The 12,069-nt window shown below is 57.5% G+C and carries 10 protein-coding genes and 1 pseudogene; 10 read left to right on the top strand and 1 reads right to left on the bottom strand.

From position 1 onward, the window contains the following. The 8 genes from AOQ71_RS20770 to AOQ71_RS43600 all read left to right on the top strand — a co-directional run. Nucleotides 1-786: transposase (locus tag AOQ71_RS20770; RefSeq protein ID WP_488226147.1), on the top strand; the 786-nt coding region annotated here is incomplete at its 5' end. A gap of 908 nt (nucleotides 787-1,694) precedes the next feature. After that, nucleotides 1,695-2,555: an electron transfer flavoprotein subunit beta/FixA family protein gene (locus tag AOQ71_RS20765; protein ID WP_057750191.1), complete on the top strand. Its 861-nt coding sequence runs from the start codon at nucleotides 1,695-1,697 to the stop codon at nucleotides 2,553-2,555. Nucleotides 2,556-2,564: 9 nt separating this feature from the next. After that, entirely contained in the window at nucleotides 2,565-3,875 is a 1,311-nt protein-coding gene (gene dctA, locus AOQ71_RS20760; RefSeq protein ID WP_057750188.1) for a C4-dicarboxylate transporter DctA, read from the top strand. Nucleotides 3,876-4,739: 864 nt separating this feature from the next. Next, nucleotides 4,740-5,150, top strand: a complete 411-nt coding sequence (locus tag AOQ71_RS45240) for a hypothetical protein (RefSeq protein WP_157083598.1) — start codon at nucleotides 4,740-4,742, stop codon at nucleotides 5,148-5,150. A gap of 296 nt (nucleotides 5,151-5,446) precedes the next feature. Further along, on the top strand, nucleotides 5,447-5,863 hold the full coding sequence (locus AOQ71_RS50335) for a DUF7694 domain-containing protein (RefSeq protein WP_083514367.1): 417 nt from the start codon (nucleotides 5,447-5,449) through the stop codon (nucleotides 5,861-5,863). Between the two features lie 552 nt (nucleotides 5,864-6,415). Beyond that, a complete protein-coding gene (locus AOQ71_RS20750) occupies nucleotides 6,416-6,811 on the top strand; it encodes a response regulator (RefSeq protein WP_063958273.1) in 396 nt (131 codons plus the stop codon). Between the two features lie 300 nt (nucleotides 6,812-7,111). Next, nucleotides 7,112-7,771: an FkbM family methyltransferase gene (locus AOQ71_RS20745; protein WP_057750180.1), complete on the top strand. Its 660-nt coding sequence runs from the start codon at nucleotides 7,112-7,114 to the stop codon at nucleotides 7,769-7,771. Between the two features lie 148 nt (nucleotides 7,772-7,919). Then, nucleotides 7,920-8,294 carry an H-NS histone family protein gene (locus AOQ71_RS43600; protein ID WP_347336704.1) on the top strand — a complete coding sequence of 125 codons (375 nt, stop codon included), beginning with the start codon at nucleotides 7,920-7,922 and terminating at the stop codon, nucleotides 8,292-8,294. Nucleotides 8,295-8,762: 468 nt separating this feature from the next. Here AOQ71_RS43600 and AOQ71_RS20740 read toward each other — a convergent pair whose 3' ends face one another. After that, nucleotides 8,763-9,029 carry a hypothetical protein gene (locus AOQ71_RS20740; RefSeq protein WP_057750178.1) on the bottom strand — a complete coding sequence of 89 codons (267 nt, stop codon included), beginning with the start codon at nucleotides 9,027-9,029 and terminating at the stop codon, nucleotides 8,763-8,765. Between the two features lie 1,742 nt (nucleotides 9,030-10,771). On the opposite strand from AOQ71_RS20740, the gene trpD reads away from it, so the two are divergent. Next, nucleotides 10,772-11,785 carry an anthranilate phosphoribosyltransferase gene (gene trpD, locus AOQ71_RS20735; RefSeq protein WP_057750175.1) on the top strand — a complete coding sequence of 338 codons (1,014 nt, stop codon included), beginning with the start codon at nucleotides 10,772-10,774 and terminating at the stop codon, nucleotides 11,783-11,785. Between the two features lie 5 nt (nucleotides 11,786-11,790). Further along, nucleotides 11,791-12,069, top strand: a pseudogene (locus AOQ71_RS48250) (indole-3-glycerol phosphate synthase TrpC); the annotation flags it as partial.

Raw genomic sequence — 12,069 nt, 5'->3', positions numbered from 1 at the left:
CTTCGCATTGCCAAGACCGCCGCGATGATGGCGGGACGCTACGCCCATGCCAAGCAATTCAGGCGGCATCAGCGGCAGTTGCGGATCCTGCGCTCGAGGCTGGGCCGGATCATTCGCGATATCCGCCGCAAGATCGACGGTCAGGCCGTGCTCGAGAACGCGTTCGCCCTTCCGCTCAGCCGGGCCTCGCAGATCCGCTCGCAGCAGCAGCGCCAGCGCGGCTGGAAGCTTTATTCCTTCCACGCCCCGGAGGTGGAGTGCATCGGCAAAGGCAAGGCCGCCGCGCCTTACGAGTTCGGTGTCAAAGCCTCCATCGTCACCAACAACCGCCGCGCTCCAGGTGGCCTGTTCGTGCTCCACGCCAGGGCGCTCCCCGATAACCCGTACGACGGTCACACCTTGCGGGACGTCATCGACCGCGCCGAGACACTCACCGGCTGTCCGATCGAGCGGGCCTATGTCGACAAGGGATACCGCGGCCACGACGTACAAAATCCCCGTCGCGTCTTCATCTCCGGCCAGAAACGCGGTGTCTTCGGAGCCATCAAACGCGAGCTGCGACGCCGATCCGCTATCGAACCCATCATCGGACATTTGAAGACCGATGGTCACCTCGGCCGCTGTTACCTCAAAGGCCGCGCCGGCGATGCCGCCAACGTCATCCTTTCAGCCGTCGGCCACAATTTCCGCCGCATCCTCGCCTGGCTGAGGGCTCTCTCGTGCCTCATCCTGACCGTACTCATAGCAGCCATCAGTCGTCGCCCAGCGCTCAAATCGGCTTCTTAACATGGCGACTATTTCGCGCGCAGGCGCATCCCGAATCGCAAGTGGCGTCCTGTGCACGATCTTCAGTAGGCCACTGTTTGCGATGTGGTCTTCCGACCTGCGACACTTGGCTCTTGAGCGACATCAATGCGCCTTAAGAACGTCTCTATCTAGTTTGTGGCAGTAGCCGAACAACCCGCGCTACCGTGTTGCTGAGGCTATGGGCTCGGATTGCTGCGCAGTCCGGGCCCAACGCCTTGAGAAGCGCTTCGGACGGTACGTTTCCACGGAGCACGAATGCTTCTTGGTGACGACGCATCAGTGGGCTTCGAAAGTCGCAAACATTCCTGATGAAAAAAACCGTGAGCCGGACTGTCGTGGCTGCAGGCCGTAGCGAACTGGGGACAATTGTTGCCTTGGTGACAATTCGAATGACTTGATGTTCACAAAAGCTGTCCCTTCGAAGAAGCGCATGAGAACTGCTTGTAAATGCAGCGCTCTCGGTCGCGGCACACGACTTGCTTTGTTCAACGTAGCATCGTCACCCAGTCTGGTGATGTAGGGGCGGGCCGGCGCGCCCCCGCTTGTTCGTCAGGCCCGCCCTGTTCTGTTCTAAAAGCCAGCAGCGCTCAGGCCTGGTGGTAATTCAAAAACTTGAGACGGCCTCAGATTGAAGGTCGCCCGAAGGGACAATCGTATGGAACGCCTAGACCGATTACGGCCGCACTATCACTTGTCGCATGCTGGAGTGAACATGCGGAAGCCATGGTGCTATCTGCGACGCACCGTCGACTTGTTGCGTCGCGGCTTTCAACCATCGCCGGCAGTGTGCCCGCGCCAATTCATCTACATCAACGTCTGATTCCCGACGCCCGTCAGAGATCTGCCGTTCTACTCCCAGTTCCCACCAGCTATTGGAGAGATAGCCGATGCACAACGTCGTTTGCATAAAACAGGTTCCGGACTCAGCGCAGATTCGCGTCCATCCCGTAACCAACACCATTATGCGCCAAGGCGTACCAACAATCGTCAATCCTTACGATTTGTTTGCGCTCGAGGCCGCCATGGAGCTGCGCGACAGGATTGGTGGCGAGATCACTGTTCTGACCATGGGCCCCCCCGCCGCCGAAGACTCGCTTCGAAAGGCGCTGACCTTCGGGGCGGATCGCGCTGTGTTGCTCACCGATCGTGTTTTCGCAGGCGCCGATACGCTGGCGACGACTTACGCGCTGGCGGCGGCCATTCGTAAGATTGGAGAAGAGTACGGCACGCCCGACCTCATCTTCGCTGGCAAGCAGACGATCGACGGCGACACAGCGCAGGTTGGGCCTGGTATTGCCAAACGGCTTGGCGTGGTTCAGCTCACCTACGTCGCCGAGATCACGAGCCTTGATCTCGCGGCGCGCGCAATCGAGGTGGAGCGACGTTCGGAAGGCGGCGTGCAGGTGCTTCGAACCAAGCTTCCATGTCTCATTACCATGCTGGAGGCGACAAACGAGATCCGGCGAGGTGGCATGAAGGACGCGCTGCGCGCGGCACGTACTGACATCGTAAAATGGAACGCGCAGGATGCAGGCATAGTAGATACACAGAAATGTGGTCTTAAGGGCTCCCCGACAATCGTTAAGCGCGTGTTCGCTCCCTCCAAGCGCGCCGAGAAAGCAATGCTGGTCGAGGGGGCCGATCAACCTGTGCCGGCATTAATCGATGCAATTTTCAAGCAGCGGCCGAAGCTTGAAACTGAGCTTACAGCGCTGGCGCGCACTTCCGACGTGCGATCGGAGCGATGAGCCTTTGAAATGTCTCTCGATCTTCGGGTCGTCGTGTTGCCCATGAAGCCTTGGTACAAGATTCTGTACGCCCAGGTGTTGATCGCAATTATGCTGGGCACCATCGTTGGGTGGTTATGGCCCTCGGTCGCTACCAACGACTGGATCAAGGCGATGGGCGACGGCTTCATCAAGCTGATCAAGATGGTGATCGCGCCGATCATCTTCTGTACGGTCGTCTCTGGCATCTCCCACATCCAAGATGCCAAGAAGGTCGGCCGCATCGGCGTCAAGGCGCTGGTCTATTTCGAGATTGTGTCGACGTTTGCACTCCTGATCGGACTCATCGTCGGCAATCTCGTCAGGCCGGGCGCAGGCTTCGGCAGCGCCGCGGCGAGCGCCAACGCAGTTGCCAATTACGCCAAGCAGGCCGAGGGGCAGAAAACCGTCGACCTCATTCTGCACATTATCCCTGACACCGTTGTCGGCGCTTTCGCGCAAGGCGAGATCCTCCAGGTGCTGCTGTTCTCGGTATTGTTCGGCTTCGCCATCATGGGCCTCGGCGAACGGGGACACGCGATCCGCAACTTCATTGACGATGCCGCCTATGCCGTGTTTGGCGTGATCTCGATCGTGATGCGCGCGGCACCGATCGGCGCCTTCGGCGCGATGGCCTATACCATCGGCAAGTTCGGCACCGGCGCGATCCTCAACCTCGTCGGCCTGATCGCGACGTTCTACGTCACCGCGGCGTTGTTCGTGGTCATCGTGCTCGGCACCATCGCTCGGCTTGCCGGCTTCTCGATCTTCAAGTTCCTTGCCTATATCAAGGACGAGCTGCTGATCGTGCTCGGCACCTCGTCCTCCGAAAGCGCGCTGCCGTCCTTGATGGAGAAGCTGGAGCGTCTCGGCTGCTCCAAGTCGGTGGTCGGCCTCGTGGTGCCAACGGGCTACTCGTTCAACCTCGACGGCACCAACATCTACATGACGTTGTCGACCCTATTCATTGCGCAGGCGCTTGGCTTCGACCTCACATTAGGACAGCAGATGACCATCCTGGTGGTGGCCATGCTGACCTCGAAGGGAGCCTCCGGCATCACCGGTGCGGGCTTCATCACGCTCGCCGCGACGCTGGCGGTCGTCGACCCGCGCCTCGTGCCGGGCATGGCAATCGTGCTCGGCATCGACAAATTCATGAGCGAATGCCGCGCGCTGACCAATCTTTGCGGCAACGGCGTCGCCTGCGTGATCGTCGCCTGGTGGGAGGGCGAGCTCGATCGCAAGAAGCTCAGTGGGCGCGTCTGCCGAATCGATCCCACGAGCCTCAGAAAATCAAGATAGCTAGACGGGCCGGCGGATCTCGCTATAACCGGCTCGACACGTGGCGCCAATCGGTGCGGCTGACGAACCAGGCATGACCCGAGGCTAACCTGCCGCTCCGAATTCCGCTGCCAACATAAAATGACAGGGGATCTCGAATCTGAAGGCCACTGGCGGGTCGGACGTAGCCGATTGCTCTATAGCTCATGGATATCGCCGTTAGCTCGCGACGGCTATCTGAAGGCGACACCGATTAGCCGTAAAGTACGCAACGTTCCATGCAGCGACGAGAACGAGACAAGGCTATCTCCGAAGGAGGTCTGTTAGTGCGCTAACTGACTCTGCCGAGCAACGAATGTCCCCAATGTCCCGCGATAACGCGAGCGCTCTGACCGCTATAGCCGAAAGATCTGGTATCTGACACTCAAGTTCATTCAGGCGTTGTTTCTAGCTGGATCTGAAGTAGCTTAATCGCCGTATCTTTCTGTATTGCAGAGTTGATGCTCCAGTCCCGTAGCGCTCGCATGAGTCGTCCCCGTTTTCATGTCGCGCCATGTCTTAGCGATGTTCGTGGCCGGAATTGGGAATTCCGCGTCGAATGCTTGGCGGTTTAACGCCGCAGCAGAACCGCTCCTGCTATGGGCAGCCTTCGCATCCAACGTCATTGTTGACCAGCGGGCGCGGCCCTCCACAAGCGACTATGCTGGTAGTGGAATAAGGCTTAGCCCGGCATTGAAGTGGCTTGAATCTAACGTTGCGTCAGGTTGTAGGTCTTCAGACAATCGCGATCGACTTCACGGCGTCAACGTGTGTCGATGAGTCAGCCCTCAGGGAGAGAAGGCGGCCTCGCGGGGGATCAAACACATGTAAAGAGCGTTCGAATCAATGCGCGATGAAGGGCACAAGCGAGATCAGGAACGCTATGGTTGTAGCGCTCGTATCGAGGCGCCCGCACGCAATCGGCAATGGCAGAAGAAGCCTTTGGGGGTCGGCGCGGCGCGTCCGTTTCGTTTGCCTCCGATCATTGGCGGCCTCGGATTGAAGCATCGGACAAGACCGGTGGCGCCATCGGAACAAATGGAGCAGGTTCGTGTTTCGCTGATCGACTGCGCCATCACCATCGCTTTCCCTAAATTCTGCTGCGCGTGTTCTTTTGTCGAACGACGGCCCGCCGAACAGATTGTCTTATTCGGACCTAGGATCAACCGTTCACTTCAAGAGATGGACCGCTTGAAGGTTTGCAATCAGCTATGCCGCAGTGTGGCGTCACGGCGGCCGCTCCTTGCTTATCGATGAGCTCGCGTTGTTTTGGGGAGCTCGACCGCTCGTTCAGCTGCGAGCCAATGGGAGCGGCGGCAGAGCGGCACTCCCTCTCGCCTAATCTTAAGGCATTGCCCAGGTTTCGACGCGATCGGGCCTTGCGCCAAATCAGCACGAGCACGGCAGAGCTAAACGCGTGGAACAACGACGTATTTCATGAATGCAGAAAGTGAACGGATGAGGAAGCAGAATGATCAATACTCGGCAGTGCTCGAGGAAGCGTCTGAGAAGAATATGATCTACGCCAGCATCTGCACGGCAAAGGAGTTAGCATGAGAGCGCAAATTGGGGACCAGCTCGAGGGCGGTCGGGTACGATATGGACAGTTCGCCAGCGCACCTGGATCAGGTCCTTGCGGTGTCTTCATCGTGCAGGGACCCTGCGGCGCTAACCTCAAGATCGTCGGATCGCTCCACCCGCGCTGGGAACATGTCTCCGTCTCGATCCCGCGGCGCTGTCCGAACTGGCAGGAGATGTGCTTCGTCAAGGATCTATTTTGGGACGAGGAAGAGTGCGTGATGCAGCTTCATCCGCGCCGATCGGAATATGTAAATAACAGTCGCTACTGTCTGCATCTCTGGAGGCCGACTAATCAGGAAATTCCGACACCACCCTCGTGGTTCGTCGGGATAGTCGGGATCGGTCCATCTGAAGCGGCTAGGCTGGCTGCACGAATACCGGTCGGATGACCCGGCCCCGGATGGTGCGTTGCAGGCAGGTTCGCAGGCGTGAAGCATGGGCGGTGCATCGATCCATTTTTTGGGTCTTTAGAAACTAACGATGAGGATTCGCAACCCCTAGCCGTCCGCTAGCTTTTGCCCGTGACGAACGACCCATCCACTGTTCGGATATGTTCTATCTATACAATCGATTTTACGAGCGACCGCGGACGGTCGATAAGAAAAACGCTTTGAAACATGAATTCAGGTCTATCAGGATGGCACCGAGAAGAGTCTTAAGGTACGCCTCGAGCATCGAGGGCGGATGCCAGTTAAAGCAAATGTTTTCGGCGACCGTCTGGTCGAGGGCTGCCAGCAAACCTTTGTATAAATAGTCCAACCGTTTCGATGTCGGCTACCTACTTCCGTTCGATTGAACCACCGCTGGCTCCGGTCTTAGCTTCCCGGAAAGCGAGAACTATCGATTGCAGGTGTTGTTGAATGCTGCTTCAGAAGGATCGAGTGCAGTGCGGTCAGGTCGCCTCGCAGGTGCAGAAGAGGTCCCTCCTAGATTTAGTCCGAATGGCCCACACGCTCAATATCATCTCCGTCGTGTGCGACGATCAGTCGGTCCGTGAACCACTCATGAACATGCTCATTTCGGCCGGCTGCGTCGCCGAGCTGTTCCGAAGTGCAGATGAATTCCTGAGCTCAAACGGCTATAGCAGCACGTCTTGTTTAATCGCTGACACGCAGTTGCCGAGGTCAAATGGGCTCGGTTTATACGAGCAGCTCATCTTATCCGGAAACGTAATTCCCACCATTCTGCTTGTGACTGGCCCCGACGACGACAAACGTGCGCGCGCGCTGCAGGTCGGCGTGTCGCATTTCCTGGATAAGCCGTTCAACAATGGCGAACTGCTTGCGTGCATCAAATCGGCACTGAAAGATCGAACGATGATTCGACGTCGTCCTTGAATATAGGGTATGCCTGCTTGGAGATCCCGTCGTGCGGGATCCAGTTGAGCCCGATCCTGGCGACGAATGGGATGAGATTATTTATCACGCCGACCGCAATCGCATGGCAGCAACGATCTCGCTTTTCCAGCGTATTGAAAAAGGGGATCGAAGGCACGGGTCCAAAGCGTCGGGCGATAGTCGCACGGCATGAGTCGCACGTGCATTTAACCAAAGGAGAGGCTTGATGAAGATTACGCCCTTGTTCAGAGAGGATCTTCCGACGCTGTCAACGCAGCCCATACTTGAGGACTATAGCGCATGCTAGAATCGACCTCGAAGCTACATGTCCACGAGCAGCTTGTTTCACTTCTGGGAAATCCGAGCCCCGTTATTCTGGACATCGGCTGTAATGATGGAACCGACACGAAGCGGTTTGTGGAGCTGTGCCCCGAGGCGCGGTTCTACTGTTTTGAGCCGGACCCCCGTGCTGTGGTCCGCTTCAAGAAAAATCTACATTCGGCCCTCGACAAGGTGAGGCTGTTTGAAATTGCGATTAGCGATCGAAATGGAAAGATTGATTTCCACCCAAGCAATGGGGACGGGGAGGTCGAGGAATGGGACCTCTCTGGCTCAATACGCCGACCAAAGAATCATCTTGCTGAATATGAATGGGTTCGATTCGATAAGCCGATCTCGGTTGAAACTCGAAGGCTGGATGACTGGAGCAGTGAAGCTAAACTGGACAAGATTGATTTGATTTGGATGGATGTTCAGGGAGCGGAGTCCGATGTCATCGCCGGTGGCAAACGCGCTTTGAGCAATACGCGGTTCATCTACACGGAATATAGTGACCGCGAGCTTTATGAAGGCCAGCTGTCCCTAAACGCCATCCTTGAGCTTTTACCTTCATTCGAAGTGGTAAGGCTCTATCCCCGCGCAGTGGAGGGCGATGTATTGCTTAGAAATACGAATTGTTAGCGCCGTCCGTAAGCTTGCTTTGCAACCAGAGAGCCGCATCACGCGATCCGCGCGATGCGGCAGCGCAGTTCAGCCCGAATGGTTCTCTATTAAGTTGTTCGTTTCGCTATTTGCGATAGCGCTTGCAGATTAGTTCTCGCGCGACTATTTGATCGATGAAATTTTCTCGCGCTGGCAGACCGCAATGAAGATGAATGACCTGAAGTCAATGAGTGTCGACGAGCTGTGGAATCTCCACGAGAAGGTGTCCGCCGCTCTAAACCAACGGATTGCGGCGGAAAAGGTCAGACTCGAGGAGCGGCTGCGAACCATCGGAGCGCTCGATAACCCACCTCCGCCCACCCGTGAGCGCCGACCATACCCGCCAGTGCGGCCAAAGTATCGAAATCCGAAGAACCCGGCGCAAACTTGGTCAGGACGCGGCAAATTACCCAGATGGCTCGACCCGCAACTGCGCGCCGGCCGAAAGTTGGATGACTTCCTCATTGATCGATCTGCGCGTAAGCGTCGCCACAAGGCCTGACAGGCCGGTCAACAATCCTGATTCGACTTTATATGGCAGCGCCTGTTGCTTCTGACCAGGTACGGTTTTCGTCACGCGTGTCTCGCAAATGCTCGACGGCTTCGTTAGAGCCTTGGGCCGTGCACGTCCACACGTTCCAGGCTGCCAAATAGCTCACTGAGCGGCCAAAGCCGTCTGGTGAGCGCCGATGGTCTCAATTTCTGGACCTTTTTGACAAATTGTCTCCACAAAAGGATTTCGGCATCCTTGGGCCAAACCTTTCAGTGAAGCGATCGGCTGGGCAGCGCAGGAACGTGCCACGCATCGGCTGACCAAGAGATTTGGTCCATCTCCTTCAATCTGTTTGCGTTCGTGCCAAAAGCACCTGGGCGGCAAAAAAGCGGCTGTCAGGGGCTTCGCAAGGTCTTTGATGGCGGGACCAAGCAATCGATGAACTAAAGCCGGTCAACGTCATCCGTTTCTGAGGATCTATTGGATTGCGAGGACAGGTCCACATTTTGGACCGAGCAGCCTCACTCCACGAGCTATATAGCTACCGCGCGGCGGCTCAACGTAGTCGACCCCATCGATCCAAAAGGACATATCGTCGATCGCAAGCTGCGGATTATAAGTCCACCCGGTCTGGACGGCCTTCACCACGGCGAAGGCTCCGTGTGGCGAAAACGAGTCCGGGATAACGACATCAGCATCCTGCTCGCATCCTGATAGAACCTCAATAAGCTCTTTCACCTTCATTTCGCAGCCTTAGGATCGCATTTGCGGGAGTATTCTTCTATGACTTCTGTAGGATCTGTAAACGCCGCGTCAAGCTGAAGCTACCAATCGCGATGAAGCCTCGCTGCGTTTGCGCGCAGCTCCAGCTCTAGGCCGGTCAAAATGTCGACGCAACGCGACCTTTTCGCGTGCCTGTCACAGCTAACCGCGGACAATCGATCCGGTTGCCGCCGGCTGAACGCTCAGCTCGCTCAGCGCCGTGGCACAAGCGCAGCTAGGTGAGAAACGGGCGAGCGAATTGCCGATGTTCCACGAGCAGGAAGCTGGCTCGGCGCACAACTGATTCGTTTCTGACCCGAGATAATGCACATGAGCTGGTGCCGCCAGGTGAGCGGCTGAGCTATGTCAGCGGATATCATCGATCCATCTTCGACGATCTGCCCTTGAGCGAAGCAGTGTCGGCTGCCGCTTCCAGCATAGTATTGCGTCGCGAGAACCGTCGGGGGCTTGAACCGGACCCAGCGTCAAGTTGTAAAGGCATACCAGTGTCGACACAAACAACGAGAAGGGGCCGTTTCATGATCTCCTCGCTGTTCCGCCGGGAAAGCGCAACCGCTTTGGAAAGAGAGACTTCTTAATGACGCTGTTTCTAGTTCTGCTTCCTATCCTGTTCGTGGGGTTTGCAGCTGGGTTCGCTATTCGCGCATGGCGCTCTCGGAAAAGGCGTGAGCGCTATCGTCGGTACGGGCCTTACCTCCGGACAACATCGCGCGTGCCCGAACGTCCGTCTGAATTGCCTAAGCGCAGAGCATTCTGAAGCTTCATTTAGGAGTGTCGGCATGAAACTGAGGCGGATAGCCGAAAGGTGCGCATAGTCGGCGGTTCAGCCGATAATGCGTATCTTCCGGCAATCGATGCTCAACTTATCGACGATGCCGCGATCATGGACCAAAGGCGTGCGGACAAAGAAATCCGAGCTTGCCGCAGGTTAAGCGTCCAGCGAGTGCGGGTGCTTTATGGGACACTCGTTCGCGAGCCTCGCATCATCTGCCTGCAGAGCCCCCGCCGAGCGCACCGGCGGGGGTGTCTCCATGAATGCCGAAGCGCACATCGAGCTCGATCCGTCCGGAAGAAAAACCCCTCGATCATTGCCACCCTCCACCGTGGACTACCGGCGCCCACCCACCGACGTTAGGCAGGCGGCGCTTCTCTGTTTGGACCGCGCGCGTCGCTGCTCAATCGCTGCCGGCTAAGGCATTTACCACGGTTCCGCCGGGGGCGAGTGGAACGGGGGCGAGGGTAAGTCGTGTGGCAATGTTCGCCAGGCTGCTGAACGCCAGTGTTGGCGAAAAGTCCGCAAGCGTTTGTGAGTGTGTGGCCTCATGTTCGTTCACTAAATTGCTTGAAGTTATCGCAGCGTCAAGTTGTAGGCTTCAAAGATCGATCACGACCGAAAAGCGACTGCCGCCCGAAGGATGCAGGTGCACTCGCGGTTCGCGTGAATGCTGATGAGGTGTGCTGTAGTGCGAGCGAGATCTGGAGCATGTTTCAATTGCCGCGCGTTTTGTTTGGATGGGCCAAGACACTAATTGCGTAGCGGTGATCGAGGCCAGAAGCGACGCCGGGCAGGCGAAAAGCGATGAGGAGCCAAAACTCTAGCTTCGTCGGCTCCCACGATGGAAAATCGGCGTCCCGATCGATCCATCTGCTCTTACCCAATTCTAAGCGCGACCAACGCACTCCGACCGATCTGAGAGCAGACGATGGATCTGAAATTAATTATGAGCAAAGTCGCAAGCGGCGCCCTGTTAGATCAGCAGGAAATGGCCTCGGCGATTGACAGTATGATGTCGGGCAAGGCGACTTCCTCGCAAATGGGCGGGTTGCTATTGGGGCTGAGGGTGCGCGGCGAGACAGTGGAGGAAATCACCGGCGCGGTTTCCGCGATGCGCAACAAAATGCTGCGGGTCAATGCGCCCGCCGAATCGATCGACATTGCGGGCACGGGCGGCGACGGTTTGGGTTCGGTCAACGTCTCGACATGTGCTTCCTTCATTGTCGCGGGCGCCGGTATTCCAGTCGCCAAGCATGGCAATCGCGCACTCTCCTCACGCTCCGGCTCGGCAGATGTACTGGCATCGCTCGGCGTCAAGATCGACTTGAACGCGGACGGTGTCGCTCGCTGTGTCCGAGATGCCGGCATCGGGTTCATGTTTGCGTCGACCCACCATCCAGCGTTGAAAAACGTGAGCGCAACCCGGGTCGAGCTCGCGACCCGAACGATTTTTAATCTCGTCGGGCCGCTCTGCAATCCCGCAGGGGTGAAGCGGCAGATGGTCGGCGTGTTTTCGCGCAAGTGGGTGCAACCGTTAGCGGAAGTTTTGCAGAGACTCGGCGCGGAATCGGCCTGGGTGGTCCACGGCAGCAATGGGCTCGACGAGATCACGCTCACGGGTCCTACCTTTGTCAGCGCCCTCGACAAAGGTCAAATTCGCAGCTTCGAGGTGACGCCGGAAGAAGCCGGGCTCCCCCGTTCTGGAGAGGCGGGCTTGGCGGGTGGGGACCCCCATACCAACGCGCTTGCACTACGAAGCGTGCTCGAGGGTTGGCCAGGCCCATATCGTGATGTTGCCCTGTTGAACGCGGCAGGAGCCTTTATAGTGGCCGGTCGCGCTACAACTTTGAAGGAAGGAGTGGGGATCGGGCAGGAATCACTTGGCAGCGGCGCCGCCGCGGCGTGCCTGAAGCATCTGGTCGCAGTCTCCAACGCCGAATAGACAAGATGACTGACCTCGACATTCTGACGAAGATCGAGACATATAAGCGCGAAGAAATAGCAGCTGCCAGACGCGCGCTTCCCCGTGCCGAGCTCGACGCGCACGCACAGCGTGCACCGTCTCCGCGCGGTTTTCTCAACGCAATTCGTAAAAAGCACGCGTCAGGTGGCTATGCTCTCATCGCTGAAGTTAAGAGAGCATCCCCGTCGAAGGGGCTCATTCGCACCGACTTCGATCCGCCGTCGCTTGCCAGATCGTATGAAGCAGGCGGCGCCGCCTGCCTC

This window comes from Bradyrhizobium manausense, assembly GCF_001440035.1.
Taxonomy (GTDB): Bacteria; Pseudomonadota; Alphaproteobacteria; order Rhizobiales; family Xanthobacteraceae; genus Bradyrhizobium; species Bradyrhizobium manausense.
This window is presented reverse-complemented; position numbering and strand designations above follow the sequence as displayed.